An 18,645-nucleotide genomic window follows, 5' to 3' on the forward strand; every position below is an offset into this window, starting at 1 on the left:
TAAGCCTTTACACTTATTGCAAACCATCATCAACAATAGTTTTAATTAACTCGTCAAAGTTAATTCCCTTTATTAACTTCGCAATTCTTGGAAATACTGATAATTCAGTCAAACCAGGATGCGTATTAATTTCAAGCATTTTTAAAGAGTTATTATTGCAATTATAACGAAAATCTGAACGAGAAACAGTTTTACATCCCAAAAATTTGTGAACTTTAAATGCACACTCTAAAGTTGCATTATATATAGTATCAGGAATACTAGTTGGAAATACATACTCTGCAAGTTCACTTGTATATTTAGCCTCATAATTATAAAACTTATTTTTTGATTTTATTTCTATAGTGCCAATTGCTTCATTTAGCAACACAGCTGTCTGTAATTCTATACCAGGTATATATTCCTCTACAATCATTAAATCTTCTAAATAACTTTTTATTGTTTGAGAAATTGGAATATACTTCTCTCCATGATTATGTGTTGAAATAGCACCAAACACCTTTTTAAATTTTAAGTAATCTTCATAAGAAAAAATTGCATGTATCCCGATGCTTGAACCTTCATTAATAGGTTTTAAAATATAAGGATATCCAATATTAATTGTATTTTTTAATATATCTTCCTTATTGGTTACGTACCATTTCGGAGTATCAATATCGAGATATTGAAATATATGTTTGGACATCACTTTATTCATAGCAATAGCTGAGGCCATAACTCCTGAGTGCGTATATCTCATACCTAAAATCTCCAATAAACCTTGAATACATCCGTCCTCACCATAGGGTCCATGTAAAGCAATAAAAATAAGATCTGGATTAACTTTTTTAAGCTTCTCAACAACGTTGTTATCAACATCTATTTTTATCACATTATATGAAAGTCTATAAAGTGCTTTTTTTACTGCTTCTCCACTCATGATTGATATTTCTCTCTCACGGGAAAGTCCACCACTCAAAACTACTACAGTTGGAAACATATCACTTTAATAAAAGTATTATACCCTTTGTATTTTAATAAATTATATAAATAGAGAAAGAAATTATTCTAAAATTTTATAACTAATAAAAAGTTACTATTAAAATTTAATGAAAAATTGTTTGCTTATATATTATGTACAATATAAACAAATAATAAATTAATATTTTCACAGAGATTTTATATGTAAAGTAGCAGTTAACATTATTTTATAAAACTCAATATATAAAATTAATTACTTTTCAATGCACATATTTTCACACTATTTTGTTTCATATTTTATACATTTTATAAATGCACATGAAAAATTTATATAGCAATTATTATCAAAATCAAACTTACTAAATTTAGATTTTATCTAAATCACGTTTAAGCTAATTTACTATCAACTATTTACTTCTTATAAAGAATATGTTATTTAGTGATGTAGAGTTTTCAGTAGGTAATTGGAGGAAGTTTTGGCAGTTCCAAAAAGAAAAAAGTCGAAATCAAAACGTAACATGCATCGTTCTCATAACTTTATATATCCTAAAAATATTGTATTGTGCCCAACAACAGGAGAGTTTATGTTGTCCCATAGTATGGCAGTTGGTGGCACTTATAAGGGAAAAAGGGTTTTTATTAAACAACATTCAAATAATTAGAGTACTAATGTAATGTTATCTACAATTAACCATAATATAATTATAGCACTTGATGCCATGGGAGGTGATTTTGCACCACTTTCAGTAATTAAAGCTGCCAGTTTTTTTCTAGATAATCTTATAGATTCAAATACTAAAGTTTTTTTTCGTATCTATGGAGATCAAAAAGAAATATCTCCTTTACTCTCGCAATATAAAAAGGTAAGCAACAATTCTGAACTTATTCACTGCTCTGATAACATTCTTGAAAATGATAAACCATCTTTTGCTCTAAAACACCGCAAAAATTCAAGCATGAAGAGTGCCATTGAAGCGGTAAAAAGAGGTAAGGCATCTGGAATAATATCTTCTGGCAACACCGGAGCATTAATGGCAATTTCTAGATTCATTTTAGGAACATTACCGAATATCTATCGTCCTGCTATCGCATCTATTTGTCCAACTAAAACAAAAAACTTTGTACTACTTGATCTTGGTGCAAATGTTGATTGTAACGCTGATTCATTATTTCAATTTGCATTAATGGGAAATACTTTTGCAAAAATAGTATTAAAAATTGATAAGCCAGAAATTGCTTTATTAAATATTGGCACAGAAGAAGCTAAAGGTAATAATTCAGTACGTGGTGCATTTAAATTACTAAAAAATATTTCAGATATTAATTTTAAAGGACATGTGGAAGCAAGTGAATTTTTAGAAGGTAATGTAGATGTAATCGTTACCGATGGTTTTGTTGGTAATGTAATGCTTAAAACCGCTGAAGCAACTGCTACTACTTTCATTAACCTAATAAAACAAGAAATATTCAGCTCATGGATAATAAAAATCCTTGTTAAAATGTCAAAACCAAAATTAAGTAAAACACTAATGCATTTTAGCCCCAAAATCAGAAATGGTGCGGTGTTTTTAGGATTGAATGGTACTGTTATTAAGAGCCATGGAAATTCTGATGCTATTTCTTTTGCTCATGCTATAAAATTTGCAGTAAATGTTATCAATGAAAATTTAAATCAGAAAATAATTAGAGAGGTGGCTAACATTGAATAAAAGTTTTATATTGAGCACCGGATCTTGCTTACCAAAAAAAATATTGAATAATCAGGAAATTGCACTAATGGTTAAAACAAGTGACGAATGGATTAGACAAAGAACTGGAATAACTCAGAGACACATAGCAGAAGAAGGAGAGTCGACATCAGATTTAGCTGTAAATGCTGCAAAAGATGCTATAGAAAAAGCTCAAATTTCAGTAGATGAGATCGGCCTAATTATAGTAGCAACAACGACACCAGATAAAACTTTTCCTAGTTGCGCAACTATTGTACAAGGTAAACTAAAATGCAAAAATGCATTTGCCTTTGATGTACAAGCAGCATGTTCTGGTTTTATATATGCAATTACAATTGCTGACTCATTGATAAAAAATAATAATAAAATCAAATATGCATTAGTTATAGGTGCTGAAATAATGTCTAGAATTGTTAATTGGAAAGACAGATCAACCTGTGTACTATTTGGGGATGGAGCTGGTTCTGTTATTATAAAATCTGTAACACATCATTGTAATGAAAAAACAAATAGTTATTCTGAAAGAAGTATAATATCAGCTAATCTACATTCTGATGGAAATATAGATGTATTGTATACAAATGGAGGAGTATCTTCAACTGGAAATTCTGGAAAAATATGTATGAACGGAAGAGAATTATTTAGATATGCAATTGATAAGTTAGCAACTTCAATAGAAGAAACATTAAGATTCAACAATTTAAAAATTACTGATGTCGACTGGATGATCCCACATCAAGCAAATATACGCATTACTGAAGCTATAGTTAAAAAATTAGACTTTCCAATAGAAAAAGTAGCTAATACTGTAGATCAACATGCAAATACTTCAGCAGCGTCAATTCCACTAGCACTAGATTACGCGATACAAAAATCAAGAATAAAACCGGATAGTCTTGGATTATTGACTGCAATAGGTGCAGGACTAACCTGGGGTTCTATACTACTACGCTACTAATATTACACACCAACTAACTCTTAACTTTTATGCTAAATGCCAAACTCTACTCATCCTAAAATCAATTACTATTAATTATTTTTTGCTTTCAATTTTTTCTATTAATTTTTTGACTAAACCTCTAAGTTTTCTACTAAATTCGTCAAGATTCCGAATTTGCGAATCATCTTTCTTCATAAGCTCCTTATAATTACTCTTAATATAATCAATCATCTCTTTCATCTGGGTGATCATCTTATCAATATCTATATTACCTAAACTAGGCGCAACGCTAGACATAACCGATTTATCTAGCATACCACCAGCCATAAGCTGTTGGGACATTTGCATAAACGGTTTCAAGGTTTGATTAAGCAATTCAGGATCCTTCGCTAGCTTTTCTATTTGTTCTTTGCAAGTATCCATATATTGCTTCATAAATTCATCACCTTGCATTTCACATGCCATAATTTTATACCTACTTTAAATACTCATCTCCTATATTGTATATAGTTCCTAAATTAAAAACAACATAAAATGCCCATATTTATCTTTTCATATCTCCATATACCAGCTCTATTTATTAATACACTTATAAAATTAAAAAATTAGCTATTATTCTCTACAAAGCTACACTACATATAAAGAGAACTACACATTTTCTTTAGCCATTTTTTATTTTTAATACTATCCTTCAAATTTTTATAAACAAATTGATGATAGCTATCTATCCAACTAATTTCATCTCTAGTAAGTATTCGTACATCAATTAATTTTTTATCATACGGGATAGAAGTTAATTGCTTAAAACTCAAAAAACCATTTTTTTGTTCTTTAATACACATCAGATTTTCAATCCTTATTCCATACATTCTTGGAATGTAATACCCAGGTTCATTAGAAAGTATCATTCCTGGAATAAGTTTTACATTATTTCCTTTTGATATTGCTTGCGGTCCTTCGTGTACAGATAGGTAACTTCCCACTCCGTGTCCTGTACTATGCATATAATCTATTCCAAGTTTCCACAAATGAATACGTGCTAAAATATCTAATTCTCCACCAGTAGTACCAAGGGGAAAAACAGCGTTTGCTAAAGCAATATGAGCCTTAAGTACTACTGTATAATAATTTATTTGTTCGTTTGTTGGATTCCCGATTGCTATAGTTCTCGTAACATCAGTTGTACCATCAAGGTATTGGCCACCAGAATCAATTAAATATAGCCCATCCCTCTGAATTATTTTATTAGTCTGACTATTTGCATTATAATGAATAATCGCTCCATTTTCATTAAATGCAGAAATTGTTGGAAAACTTGGTTGTTTGAACAAATACTGCTTCTTTCTATATTCTAAAAGTTTTTCCTCAGCATCAAGCTCTGTAATTTTGTTATTAATATTAGCTTCAAGCCAACATAGAAAATTTGTAACTGCAGCTCCATCACGGATATGTGCATTTATAGATCCGGTTACTTCAATTTGGTTTTTTACTGCTTTATAAAGCAAACAAGGATCTTCTCTTTCAATTATTTTTTTATCTTTGATCATACTTGCTGGAGTTATGGTAGGATCTATCATTATCAAGTCTAACTTGCACAAAAATTTTTCTAATTCACTAAGATCAAAAATATTTATATGACTTTCTATATTTGCCTCTACACTTGAACAGTTTTTATTATGAACAAATAAATCAACATTACCATTCTTGTATAGAATAGCACGACCTAATACACATGGTGTATATTTAGCATTTTCATTTCTTAAATTTAATAACCATGAGATTGAATTCGGATCAGTTAAAAATACTGCATCTACTTTTTCATCTGAAATATTCTTAATAATTTTATTACATTTATTTCTGCTACTTTCACCAAACATATGTGAGACTATCTTTTGTTTCTTATAATCAACTTCTTTTCTTTTAAAAGGTACTAACTTACAAACATCCTTATATTTTCTTATCTCTTTAAGAGTAAGATATTGCAAATAATAACCTACTGAGACGGTTAATGTTAAATTTTCTTTTATCCACTCACTTGGATCATATTCTTGTACATCATATATTTGGAAAGTATCTTGATCGAGCTGATCATAAGCTTGTATAATATAACGTATATCTGTGAAAAATGGACACTTATCATTTTTTGTAATAATAAGTAAACCATTCTCTCCGCTAAAACCACATAGCAGTTTTACTAAATTTTCTGAATACTCATTCAAATACTCATCCCTAGTATGCAAAATAAATGCATCAACATTTATTTTGCGCATAAAAGCACGAAACTCCTGAAGTTTTAACATAAATTATTTGCCAAAACGGGCATTACATTTTAATTTTTCTGTTTTTTAAATATATCAATATACTGATTATTGCTGCTGGAGTGACTCCTTGTATTTGTCTTGCAATTTCTATTGTTGCTGGTTTTACTGTTTGCAATTTTTCAATTACTTCGCTCGATAAACATTTAATCTGTGAATAATTAAAATTAATTGGAATTTGGGTATTAATTTTTTCACATAAGAATCTTATATCTGTTTCTTGTCTTGTTAAATAAGGCTTATATTTTGCTTCAATCGCAATAGCTTCACGTACATCATTTCTAATTGCATTATTCATTCCAATATTCTGATATGCCATTACGTTTAACTCCGGCCAAATTTCTTGTAATTTATTCCAATTAATATTAGGATAACCAAGCAAATCCAATGCTGTTTTTTTTATTCCATCACAAGATACTTTTATATCATGAAATCTAAGCTGCTCAGGAGAAATTTTTAAATTCTCCAATTTATTTTTAAGTTGCTTAATCAATCTTAATTTACATTCTAAAGCGTAGTACCTTTCATGTGATACAAGAGAAATGTTATAACCTTTTTGTGTAAGCCTTCTATCTGCATTATCTGATCTAATTGCTAGCCTATATTCTGCACGTGAAGTAAATAATCTATATGGTTCTGTTACTCCTTTAGTAACTAAATCATCTATCATTACACCAATGTAAGAATCTGTACGTTGAAAAACAAAATTTTCTTTTCTTCCAGAAGCAGAAAGCGCTGAATTAATCCCAGCAACAATACCTTGTCCTGCTGCTTCTTCATATCCTGTAGTACCATTAATTTGACCTGCAAAGTATAGACCTTTAATTTTCTTAGTTTCAAGAGTATGAAATAGTTCTTGTGGATCAATATAATCATATTCAACTATGTACCCAGGCTTTAACATTTTTGTACTCTCAAGTCCTTTAATACTATTTATCATCTTACTTTGTATATCAATTGGTAACGAATTTGAAATCCCATTTGGATATATAACATTACTATTAAGTCCTTCTGGTTCTAAAAAAATCTGATGAGTATTTTTTTTTGAAAATTTTTTAATTTTAGTTTCGATAGATGGACAATATCTTGGCGCAACAACATTATATAAATACGACGAAGCTGATCTATGAAGATTCTCTTGAACTATTTTATGTGTATACTCATTAGTATGAGTAATGAAACATGAAACTTGAGGTTGATTAATTCTTTCTGTGAGATAGGAAAATGGTATAGGCGGATCGTCGCCAACTTGTTCTTGTAATACTGTCCAATTTATGGTGTTACGATCTAGTCTAGGTGGAGTTCCAGTTCGAAGTCTACCCAATCTAAAATTGTATTTCTTAAGTATATTTGTAAGTCCTATTGCAGGTTTATCTCCAATTTTCCCTGAATTAATTTTCCTCTCTCCTATATGAATAACACCACATAAGAATGTTCCAGCAGTTAAAACTACTTTGCCAGTTAATATATGCTCCCCAGAGCTAGTTATCACAGCCTTAATATATGGTTTTTCACCATCATTATTTTCAATAAGAAAATCACTGACCGACTCTTCTTTTATCGTTAAATTTTTATAATTTAGAATAATATCTTGCATCGCTATCTTATACAATTTTCGATCTGCCTGTGCGCGTGGTCCCCATACTGCTGCACCTCTACTACTGTTCAAAATAACTGAATGTATACTCGCTTGATCAATCGCCTTTCCCATTATGCCGTCCAAAGCATCTAATTCTCTAACTACAACACCTTTCGCAACTCCTCCAATTGCTGGATTGCACGGCATTTCCCCTATAGTTGAAATTTTATGAGTTATAAGTAAAGTATTTGCGCCGAGGCGAGCAGCAGCTGAAGCTGCTTCACAACCCGCGTGACCCCCACCTACCACTACTACATCATACCTGTACATATTTAATCAACACCTTTATTTTATGTTAAAATACCTTTAAAAAGGATTAAAGCTTATTATATTGACGATTATAACACTGTTACAGGGGAAACATCATGTTTAATCAAACTCATTTTTATAAAACCCATAATATCATTAAATGATACAACACCTAACATCTTGAATATATTAATTATGATAATTTATCATAAAATTTAGCAATATTAATATAATATATATACAATTTAGTACACAAACACAATTCTCAATTACAAATTCAAGCTCTCAAAGCTATTTCTGCTCTTAAGAAATATAAAACGCACCTTCTCTATTACCATGTTTTATAACTTTATTGATAACATAAAACTACATGTTAAATTTTAATATATAATATTATATATTTGTCTAATCTACTTAAAACAAAACCATTTCTTATAGTTATTATTGTCTACTTTATCCTTATCATTATACATTACTATGACCCCCAATTAATTTACCAATTAAACACCTTTTCTTCCTACATGATAATAATCATCAAATTAATAAATAAATCCTATCAATTTTAATTAAACACATTCATTCTATGATACCCCATATAATCAAATTATCGTTTATAAAATATATAAAATTCACTGGTATTATTTTACCAAAATTAGCTCTTAATTTAAGTCATACATTTTTCAAAAAAAAAAAAAAAGATCATTAATACTACTAATAGCTATTAATAGAAAAATTCTTCAATAAATCAAAATATATCTCTCTCACTAACTGAAATCCTTATATGTAAGTCAGTAGATTACAATCTAACTCTTAAATAAAATATTTCAGATTTTATTGACTTAACATTTCTTTACTATTTTACTAATATCGCATAACAAACCCCTAACTAATCAAAATAAGCTTCACAATATTATGTCTCTAATCAATAATAGATTTTTATCTATAAAATTACATTTATTCTAAAACGCCATATTATTATACCTATATAAAAACTTTATCTAATTAAGCTTAGTTATTATGTAACTATTTTTGTTAAAAGCTACTATGAACTATTATGAAATATATAATAAATATGTCATATTATCATATAATATGGAACATTTTGTTAAGCTTCACTTTAAAATTTACGATCTTCAGATGAAAAAATTTCTTAAAACTAATAAAAAAAGCTTTTGGCTATATGGAAAACACACATGTATATCTGCATTAAAAAATAAAAACAGGCGATGCTTAAAATTACTAATGACACATAACTTCTATAAAAGGAATAAAAAAGAAATTGACCAATACATAAACAAAAAAAATGTTGAAGCTGAATTAATAAGGAACAAAGTACTTGATAACACTTTACCAATTTATGTCAATCATCAAGGAATTGCTTTAAAAGTTCTTCCCATTTTTCAGAATCTGAATATTGAAAATATAGCAAATTCAAATAATAATTCTACTCTAGTAATTTTAGATCAAATCACTGATATAAACAATATAGGGTCAATTCTTAGAACATCAGTTTGTTTTAATGTTGATGCAATAGTTTTACCGTGTAATCATTCACCAAATGAAAACGCATCCATCGCAAAAGTAGCAAGTGGAGCACTAGATATGATACCACTAATACGTGTCACAAATATAGTAAAAACCATGAAATACTTAAAAAAATTAGGCTATTGGTGCTACGGATTTGATAATAGCACTACTAAAAAATACATAAATGAAATAAATAATTTTGAAAAAAAGATAGCAATCATCTTCGGTTCTGAAGAGAAAGGTATGCGTCAATTAGTTAAAAAAAGTTGCGATTATCTTGTAAAGATTCCAATCTCAAATACAATTAACAGCTTAAACATCTCTAATGCAGTGGCAATAGGGTTATTCTATATATACCAAAGCATAATCAAAACATAAATTTGCTACAATATAAAAATTAATTTATAACAAAACAATTTTGTACTTGATAAAGATATAATATTATGATATACCTTTCCATAAAGGAGTGTTGTTATGTCTTATATGAGAAATGAACAAGATATTCGCTCTCGTGGCGTTTATTATAGTACTGGACTTAGGGATTACTTAGTCAAAGTATATAATTATATGGCTTTAGCCTTAGGCGTTACTGGACTTATTGCGTTTCTAACGGTGTTCTCTGGACTTTTTCGAATAATTTATTCGAATCCGTTTCTCTCGCTTATAGTAGCGCTGTCTCCTGTTGCTTTAGTATTCTATATGTCTTATAGACTTCAATATCTAAGTGCTCAGTCTACAATTGCTGTATTTTTTCTGTTCTCGGCTCTGATGGGTCTTTCTCTGTCCCATATCTTTGTAATTTATACTGCCGAAAATATAGCAAGAGCATTTTTTATTACGTCTATCATGTTTGGATCTATGGCCCTGTACGGTAATACCACAAGAAGAGATCTGACAAGTATGGGTTCCTTCTTAATGATGGGGATTTGGGGGTTGATCATTGCGTCAGTGATAAATCTGTTTCTTGGAAGTAATCCCGTATATTTTGCAATATCGTTCATATCCGTGGTATTGTTCACATTGTTAACTGCATATGATTCTCAAAGAATTAAGGATGTCTATTATAAGTACAATGATGGTTCAGAAGTTGCAACAACTAAATTGGCTATACTTGGTGCAACTAACCTTTATTTTGATTTTATCAATATATTCCTGAACTTGCTTAGGCTGGTTAATTTATTTAATAATAGTAAAGACTAAGATGCCTTTCCTATTAAAAATGGAAATCAGGAGAAAGAAGGGATCCGTAGCTTTTTTTTTTAATATCTTTGGTAGTATCGATGCTATGTCTTACATATGCATCGGTACCGTTATATAGGGTTTTCTGTAGAGTCACTGGATATGGAGGTACAATAAAAAAAATAAATGATATAGTAAATGATAACATCATATTTAATCAAAAAATTAGAGTCAGATTCAACGCTGAGGTGATGCCTGATTTGCCGTGGGAATTTAATCCGGAAATTGGCTTTATGGACATAAATATAGGGGAACAAAGTTTAGCTTTCTACTATGCAAAAAATCTATCTGATAAGCCTTCGTTTGGCATGGCTATATATAATGTTACACCCTTTAAAGCTGGAAAATATTTTAATAAAATTGCATGCTTTTGCTTCGAGAAGCAAGTACTACTACCAAAACAAATAGCTGCAATGCCTATATCATTTTACATAGATCCTGAGATAATGTATAATGATGATACAAAAGACTTAAATGAAATAACTTTATCATATACGTTTTTTAAACTCAAATAATATGAACACCCTCTTATTTTATAAGAAGAGAAGAGGATTTCCTAATAAATCTTCTCCTTCCCCTTTTCTATTTTTCCTCTTTTCCCACTTTACAAACGATTGTAAAAGATACAACGCAATTTCCTCCTCTTACGAGGATATCAAAATTAATTATTAAATTATTACACGTATATATTTTTATTTCATTTTTATGAAAAATTTATCTCATAAAGTAATATTTAATTATTAACCGTTAAACACCTCTCTTATAATAAGACTCTACCCACATTTTAAACCTAAAAATTTCATCATATAAAAATTAACATAAAAAAAACTAAAGGGTACTTTCAGTTAAAACCATACTTTAAAATATTCGTGAATCATAAATACTTTTTTAACATAAAGCTCTAATAAAAATTATGTGTTAAAATAAAACGATCATCTTCCTCTTCGTAATAAAATTTTATAAAAATCGAGGATTTTATGTAAATCCACAATTTCAAATTGAAATATCTCTTATTCAACTTCTTTTAACATTTCAACATCACTTAATGCAAAAGTTTTATTTTTTATTATTTGAAACTTTTCATGTCCTCTCCCAGCAACTAACAAAATCATATTTTCATTACTAGCAATATCTACACCTTTCTTTATAGCCTCTCTTCTATTTCCTATTTCTATTGCATTAGAACAATGTAATAAAATATCGTAGCGAATTTTTGCCGGATCTTCATTGCGTGGATTATCATCTGTAACTATTACTTTATCTGCATATCTTTTTGCTATTTTACCCATTTCTATACGTTTCTTTTTATCACGATCTCCTCCACAACCAAAAACTAAGATTATTTTTTTTTTAATAAAATGCCACTTTAATGATAATAAAGCTTGCCTAAGTGCACACGGAGTATGCGCATAATCTACAAATGCAAAAGGTAAAACCTTTTGCATTCTTCCTGGAGGTGAAGCAAGTTTATCTATACATATCCTTTGAAACTTCACTCCAGATGAAATAACTATACCAATCGCACATAATAAATTATGTGCTTGAAATTTTCCCAAAACGGGGAAAAATATGTTCTCATATAGTTTATCGTAAATTTTAATTGTTAAATATTGACCATTTTGTGTTGGTATTTGTCTTATCAAGGCAATACAGGAATCTATTTTTCTTCCATAAGTTATAATTTTGTTACTACGTTCTTTAGCTATTTTAAATAATTCATCGTAATATTTACCTATATCTGCATTTAAAATTACTGTTCTTTCCCTTGAAAGAATCTCATAAAATAATCTTTTCTTAGTTTCAAAATATTCACTAATATTTTGATGATAATCTAAATGGTCCTGTGAAAAATTTGTAAAAGCTGCGGAAGTTACTTCAAGTCCATGAATTCTATATTGATCAATTCCATGACTTGAAGCTTCTAACGCTAAGTAATGTTCTATATCTTTATTATTATTATTATTTATATCACGTAATATTGTATAAAGATCCTCTTCATTTGGAGTAGTAAGAAAACTACTATTATATTTTCTACTATTGTTGTTATTAATACTTATTCCGAGCGTTCCAACAGATATAGCGCTATAATCTACGCTTTGCCAAATTTGACGACAAAACTCTACTACTGAAGTTTTACCATTTGTACCAGTTATGGCAGCAATATATTTTGGATATTTAAATTTATAAAATTTACTAACTATTTTTTTATATATTTCTTGAGGATTGCGATGAAAAATTAAAACTCTTTTCATTGTTTGCGATATTATAACACATATATTTTCTTTTTTAATATAAAAACCAGTATTATTTACTTGGACAGATTCATTCAAATACTTTTTATACTCCCTAGAGGGGCAAACAAAAACATAATTTTTCTTAATCTTTTTTGGATTACACGTAATACCCTTGATTTTTACATTGAAATTAATATCAACGATGTTGAATAAGTCTACTAATTTCACATTTATTTTATATTTTTATTTTTAAAATTAAAACAATCTTGTCAATGCGGTATCTAAATCAGAAATTATATCTTCAAGGCTTTCAAGTCCACAAAATATTCGTATAAAACTTCCACCGTAATCTAAATTCATTACAGATCTTGATATAAATTTACGATCTATTGGTAGTATTAAACTATCACATCCTCCCCAAGAAGCACCAATTCCAAAAATTTCCATATGATCAACAGTATAGCCTAATTCCTCACACGAATACTCCCTATCTAATACTATACTAAACACACTACTTGCTCCCTTAAAATAACTTTTCCACAACTCATACTGAGGATGTGAAGGAAGAGCCGGATACAAAACTTTTCTAATTTTCGGATGTTTCTCTAACCATTTTGCCACTGCTATCGCTGTGCTTTGATGTTTTTTCATACGTGTATGTAATGTTCTAAGTCCTCTATGCGCAAGATAACAATCTTGTGGTTGAATAGTAATTCCATAATTCATATAATTTTTATAAAGTAACTTAAAATATTCTTCTTCTTTAGTAATAATAGCTCCCATTAGTAAATCCGAATGACCAGCTAAATATTTTGTAACTGCATATAATGCAATATCCACTCCATGTTCCAAAGGTTTAAATAATAAAGGAGTAGCCCATGAATTATCACAAATAGTTATAATTCCGTATTTCTTAGCAACTTTTATTATATGTTCTATATCTGAAATCTCAAACGTTATAGAGCCAGGAGTTTCAATCATAATAAGCGAAGTATTATCACGAACTAAATTAGATATATTTCGCGTTGGATCATAAAAAGTTATCTCTATTCCTCTTTTTATCAATTCATTTTCCGCAAATCTTCTAAGTCTATAATAACTATTATCTTGAATTAAAACATGAGAACCTATTTTAGTAAAAGTTAATATAGCGAAAGTGAGCGCAAATAATCCAGAAGGATATATTAATGCACGTCCACTACCCTCAATTTCAGCCAGAGCTTCTGAAAAATAATGAGCAGTAGGAGTACCTACACTGCTATAACTATAATCCCTAATTCCGTCATTAACTACATCGTACACGTTTTTCCCACTTACAGCATTTAGATAGTCCCTATATGTAGGAAATAATATAGTAGAAGAATGATAAATAGGCGGATTCATAGAACCATTATAATCAACGTACCTTCTTCTTCCAGCCTTAATTAATAAAGATTCCTCTCTCATTATACCGTTTAATCTCTAAAAAACTTTTACTCTACTTATCACTACTACTCACCTTTCTTAAATTATATTCATTGCTTGTATATAACCGAAAAGAAATCGCATGCACTTGTTTTATCTCATTTTTTAATAATCCATAAATCAACCTATGTCTTTTTAAAGTATTCATTCCAATAAAATCATCAGATATCAATACTAATCTGATATGTGAAAACACCGAAGAACGAGGAGAGAAATAATGACTTTCATGTTCAGAAGACTCGTCAATAATATCAATATTAATCACATTGATCACAGCACGTATTTTCTTATTTATCAAACTAACAATATCCATACACACCAAGAGCTAGCCTTAACAATTTTAATTTAACACAAATAAAAACTCTCTCGAGAAATAAACCTATCCCCCCTTTTTCCATAAAACTTTTAAAAACCCTCTAAAACCTAATAATACTTCTATTTATTTTCTTCTTTATTATCTACTACATCTCGATAATCAGAATCTACTATCTTCTCTCCCTTATCACCAGAATTCTCTGATGAAGTATCATTATTTTTTGTATTACCACCTTGTTGAGATTCCCTATACATAACCTCTCCAAGTTTCATAGACAATTGAGAAAGATCAACGATTCTTTGCTGTATTAAACTAACATCATCAACATTATTAGACTTACTAGCTTCTTTCAAATTGTTCATTGCGCTCTCAATAGCAGATCTATCTTTTGGCGAGATTTTATCACCATATTTATTCAATGAACTCTCTGTGGAATGAATCAAACTATCTGCTTGATTCTTTATTTCAATAAACTTCTTACGTTTTTCATCCTCCTGCGCTTTCTCTTCAGCCTCCCTTACCATTCGATTTATTTCATCATTAGATAAACCACCTGAAGACTGAATACGTATTTTCTGTTCTCTTCCGGTAGCTTTATCTTTCGCAGAAACATGCACTATTCCGTTTGCATCTATATCAAACGTTACCTCGATCTGAGGTACCCCACGAGGAGCAGGTGGTATTCCTTCTAAACTAAACTGACCAAGCAACTTATTATCAACTGCTAATTTTCTTTCACCTTGATGCACTTTAATGTTAACAGCCGTTTGATTATCTTCTGCTGTAGAAAACACTTGAGATTTTTTAGTGGGAATAGTAGTATTGCGCTCAATAAGCGGTGTGAACACTCCACCTAACGTTTCAATACCAAGAGAAAGTGGAGTTACGTCAAGTAACAACACATCTCTTACATCACCTTGAACAATTCCGGCTTGTATCGCAGCTCCAACTGCCACAACTTCATCTGGATTTACACCCCTATGTGAATCTTTACCAAAAAATTGCTTAACCTTTTCTATTACTTTTGGCATACGAGTCATACCACCAACGAGAACAACCTCACCAATTTGACTAGCAGATAAACAAGCATCTTCAAGAGCCTTTCTGCAAGGAGCCATGGTTCTCTCAATCAAATCATCTACCAAACTCTCGAATTTGGCTCTTGTCAATTTCATATTCAAGTGCTTTGGACCACCTGCATCAGCCGTGATAAACGGAAGATTTATTTCTGTTTCCATTGCACTCGACAATTCAATCTTAGCTTTTTCAGCAGCCTCTTTAATCCTCTGCATAGCCATCGGATCATTCTTTAAATTAATACCACTACTTCTTTTAAATTCACCAAGTAAATAATTTACTACTGCATTATCAAAATCCTCACCCCCAAGATGGGTATCTCCGTTAGTAGCTTTTACTTCAAAAACTCCATCACTTATTTCAAGTATTGAAACATCAAACGTACCACCACCAAGATCGTATACAACTATAGTGTGTCCATGCTTTTTATCGAGACCATAAGCAAGAGCTGCTGCAGTTGGTTCATTAATTATTCTTAGTACATTTAATCCGGCAATTTTACCAGCATCTTTTGTGGCTTGACGCTGAGAATCATTAAAATATGCTGGAACTGTTATTACTGCATCCTTTACTTCCTCCCCAAGATAAGCTTCAGCAGCCTCTTTCATATTTCGTAGTATGAACGCACCAATTTGACTAGGAGAATACTCTTTACCGTTAGTTGCTTTAACCCAAACATCACCATTTTTTGCTGGAAACACCCTATATGGCACATTCAAATTTTTTATTTCAGGATCGCTGTACTGACGACCTATTAATCTCTTAGTAGCGAAAAAAGTATTACTCGCATTAGTAGTTGCCTGCCTTTTTGCTGGAGCACCAACTAACATTTCCCCCGATGAAGTAAAAGTAACTACAGATGGAGTAGTCCTTGCTCCCTCCTTATTTTCTATAACTTTCGTATCCTTGCCATGCATTATCGCAACACAAGAATTTGTTGTACCAAGATCTATACCTATTGCTCTTCCCATATAAATACCCCAATTTACCCGATGTAAAATACATATAAGTATGAAACCTGCTGATTACAAGTCCTACTCGAAATTTCTAACTAGCTATTTTAAGAACCTAAAAGACGTGAAAACCACTTAGTTAACCAAAAATTGCTTTGTAAATTACATGAACTGCTAGCTTCACCACTATTACTCTTTACAACCCAACCAGAATTTTGCAGTGGTTTATTATAATAATTATTTAAACTAATATCATTACCATGTTTCAAAATAAAAGTATCTAAACTTAAACTATTATCAATACTAACATTTAATTTTATATTAAATTCTTTTTCAATTGTAGAGATTGTATCACGTTTATTATTAAAAATATGTGCTACAATCGAACTGTGTACTATCAAATCAAAAAATTTATTCCTATTTTTAACTGCAGCATGCTGTAAATTTCTAAATATCGATGCAACAATTACTTCATAAGATTTTACTTTCCCAACTCCCTTACAATACAAACATTCTGTAGTATTAATCTCTTGTATACTGGGTTTAATTCTCTGTCTCGAAAATACCATCAAACCAAAATCGTTTATATAACTGAACTGAACCTTAGCTTTATCAAATTTAAATGCTTGTCTAATAGCAGATTCAACAGATCTACAATAGTGATAGCTTACCATATCAATGAAATCAACTACTATTAATCCTGACAATCCTCTCAAACTTACTTGTCTTGATATTTCTGGTACTGCTTCCATATTTGTCTTGTAAGCTGTTTCTTCTATACTATCCTCTCCTTTCATTTTTCCTGAATTTACATCTATTGAAACAAACGCTTCAGTTAGAGTTATCACTAAGGATCCTCCGGATGGCAATTTAACCCTATTATTATACAACTCAGAAATTTGATCTTCAATTCCATAATAAGTAAATATTGGAATAAAACCCTTATATAATCTATACCGTAACTTACTACCTTTTAATACGTTTTTAACGTATTGTTTTATAGACTCAAATACTTCTTTTCCAGAGATTACAACTTCTATATTATTATTATTGCAAAAATCACGGATAGACTTCATAACCAAGTCTGCTTCATTATAAATCAAAGATGGAATATTTACGGCGGAAGCACTTTTTTGAATATTTTGCCACAAAAAAAACAAATAATTGTAATCTTGCTCTATTTCTCTTTTACTCTTTCCGGAACCAATAGTTCTTATTATTAAACCTGATCTTTTTGGCAACTCTATCGAATTCAATATATCTTTTAGTTGTTTTCTAATATTAACATCTTCAATTTTACGAGATATACCACCTTTAGTTACGGAATTTGGCATGAAAACACAATATCTACCCACTAAAGTAATGTACGTTGTAAATGAAGCACCTTTACTACCTCGTTCCTCTTTAGTGAGTTGGACTAACATCTTTTGATTAATAGAAATAACATCTTGTAATTTATATCTTTTATATAAAGATATTTCATTAGATCCATTAATACCCTTACTAACTATAGAATCATCTGAAGAAACATCTAAATCATTATTATCTTCTTCTGTATTATTAGATACAAGACAACTTTCAAAAAAAGCCTCTTTCTCCTTTTCTGAAATATCAAAATAATCTGGAGATATTTCTAAAAATGATAAAAAACCGTGCTTATTCCCCCCATATTCAATAAATACAGCTTGTAAAGAAGGCTCTATACGTTTTACATAAGCAACATATATATTACCCCTTAGCTGTCTCCTTTCTTTGAACTCTTGCTCAAATTCTACAACCTTACTATCTACCGATAAAGCAACCCTTACCTCATCAGAACAAACAGAACTCTCTATTAACAGCAATCTTCTACCACCACTTGTCACTTTCCGCCGTTGCCATTCATTTTAAAAATGATTTCATGCTACTCAACACATTACCTATTGTCAAGAATTTTACAATAAATTTTATCATATAAAATGATATTTAACTTGAAACAAGAAATAATTTTCTACATGAA

General features: G+C 30.1%; 15 protein-coding genes. 6 read left to right on the top strand and 9 right to left on the bottom strand.

Features of this window, described 5'->3' with window-relative positions; all coding sequences use genetic code 11:
- Positions 1-13 precede the first annotated feature (13 nt).
- The gene (locus LJI21_01720; GenBank protein ID WFW29495.1) at positions 14-979 is read right to left on the bottom strand and encodes a D-alanine--D-alanine ligase; all 966 of its coding nucleotides are present in this window, start codon (positions 977-979) and stop codon (positions 14-16) included.
- Between the two features lie 457 nt (positions 980-1,436).
- Here LJI21_01720 and rpmF point away from each other — a divergent pair, with 457 nt between their 5' ends.
- Genes rpmF through LJI21_01735 form a run of 3 tightly spaced genes read left to right on the top strand, consistent with a single transcriptional unit; the run spans position 1,437 to position 3,648 of the window.
- Positions 1,437-1,622, top strand: coding sequence for a 50S ribosomal protein L32 (gene rpmF / locus LJI21_01725; GenBank protein ID WFW29961.1), 186 nt, complete (start codon positions 1,437-1,439; stop codon positions 1,620-1,622).
- Between the two features lie 12 nt (positions 1,623-1,634).
- On the top strand, positions 1,635-2,669 hold the full coding sequence (gene plsX, locus LJI21_01730; GenBank protein ID WFW29496.1) for a phosphate acyltransferase PlsX: 1,035 nt from the start codon (positions 1,635-1,637) through the stop codon (positions 2,667-2,669).
- A complete protein-coding gene (locus tag LJI21_01735) occupies positions 2,662-3,648 on the top strand; it encodes a ketoacyl-ACP synthase III (GenBank protein ID WFW29497.1) in 987 nt (328 codons plus the stop codon). Before plsX ends, LJI21_01735 begins: the two co-directional genes overlap by 8 nt.
- A 75-nt stretch (positions 3,649-3,723) precedes the next feature.
- On the opposite strand, the gene LJI21_01740 is transcribed toward LJI21_01735, so the two are convergent.
- The 3 genes from LJI21_01740 to mnmG form a co-directional block, all read right to left on the bottom strand.
- Positions 3,724-4,095 carry a hypothetical protein gene (locus LJI21_01740; GenBank protein WFW29498.1) on the bottom strand — a complete coding sequence of 124 codons (372 nt, stop codon included), beginning with the start codon at positions 4,093-4,095 and terminating at the stop codon, positions 3,724-3,726.
- A gap of 167 nt (positions 4,096-4,262) precedes the next feature.
- Positions 4,263-5,930: an aminopeptidase P family protein gene (locus LJI21_01745; GenBank protein WFW29499.1), complete on the bottom strand. Its 1,668-nt coding sequence runs from the start codon at positions 5,928-5,930 to the stop codon at positions 4,263-4,265.
- A gap of 22 nt (positions 5,931-5,952) precedes the next feature.
- The gene (gene mnmG / locus LJI21_01750; GenBank protein WFW29500.1) at positions 5,953-7,857 is read right to left on the bottom strand and encodes a tRNA uridine-5-carboxymethylaminomethyl(34) synthesis enzyme MnmG; all 1,905 of its coding nucleotides are present in this window, start codon (positions 7,855-7,857) and stop codon (positions 5,953-5,955) included.
- 1,116 nt (positions 7,858-8,973) lie between these two features.
- Here mnmG and rlmB point away from each other — a divergent pair.
- From rlmB to LJI21_01765, 3 genes are all read left to right on the top strand, one after another.
- Positions 8,974-9,741 (top strand): 23S rRNA (guanosine(2251)-2'-O)-methyltransferase RlmB, encoded by a 768-nt coding sequence (gene rlmB / locus LJI21_01755; GenBank protein ID WFW29962.1) that lies wholly within the window; start codon positions 8,974-8,976, stop codon positions 9,739-9,741.
- Between the two features lie 96 nt (positions 9,742-9,837).
- On the top strand, positions 9,838-10,563 hold the full coding sequence (locus LJI21_01760; GenBank protein ID WFW29501.1) for a Bax inhibitor-1/YccA family protein: 726 nt from the start codon (positions 9,838-9,840) through the stop codon (positions 10,561-10,563).
- Between the two features lie 68 nt (positions 10,564-10,631).
- Complete coding sequence (locus tag LJI21_01765; GenBank protein WFW29502.1) at positions 10,632-11,117, top strand: cytochrome c oxidase assembly protein; 486 nt, start codon at positions 10,632-10,634, stop codon at positions 11,115-11,117.
- A gap of 495 nt (positions 11,118-11,612) precedes the next feature.
- Here the strand turns inward: LJI21_01765 and LJI21_01770 are convergent, their stop codons facing one another.
- The 5 genes from LJI21_01770 to LJI21_01790 form a co-directional block, all read right to left on the bottom strand.
- On the bottom strand, positions 11,613-13,064 hold the full coding sequence (locus LJI21_01770) for a UDP-N-acetylmuramoyl-L-alanyl-D-glutamate--2,6-diaminopimelate ligase (GenBank protein WFW29503.1): 1,452 nt from the start codon (positions 13,062-13,064) through the stop codon (positions 11,613-11,615).
- A 27-nt stretch (positions 13,065-13,091) separates the two neighbouring features.
- The gene (metC, locus tag LJI21_01775; GenBank protein WFW29504.1) at positions 13,092-14,282 is read right to left on the bottom strand and encodes a cystathionine beta-lyase; all 1,191 of its coding nucleotides are present in this window, start codon (positions 14,280-14,282) and stop codon (positions 13,092-13,094) included.
- A gap of 31 nt (positions 14,283-14,313) precedes the next feature.
- Positions 14,314-14,613, bottom strand: coding sequence for a BolA family transcriptional regulator (locus LJI21_01780; GenBank protein WFW29505.1), 300 nt, complete (start codon positions 14,611-14,613; stop codon positions 14,314-14,316).
- A 122-nt stretch (positions 14,614-14,735) separates the two neighbouring features.
- Positions 14,736-16,664 carry a molecular chaperone DnaK gene (gene dnaK / locus LJI21_01785; GenBank protein WFW29506.1) on the bottom strand — a complete coding sequence of 643 codons (1,929 nt, stop codon included), beginning with the start codon at positions 16,662-16,664 and terminating at the stop codon, positions 14,736-14,738.
- Between the two features lie 89 nt (positions 16,665-16,753).
- Positions 16,754-18,511, bottom strand: a complete 1,758-nt coding sequence (locus LJI21_01790; GenBank protein ID WFW29507.1) for an Rne/Rng family ribonuclease — start codon at positions 18,509-18,511, stop codon at positions 16,754-16,756.
- Between the last annotated feature and the right edge of the window lie 134 nt (positions 18,512-18,645).

The organism is Wolbachia endosymbiont of Menacanthus eurysternus (assembly GCA_029715105.1).
Lineage (GTDB): Bacteria > Pseudomonadota > Alphaproteobacteria > Rickettsiales > Anaplasmataceae > Wolbachia.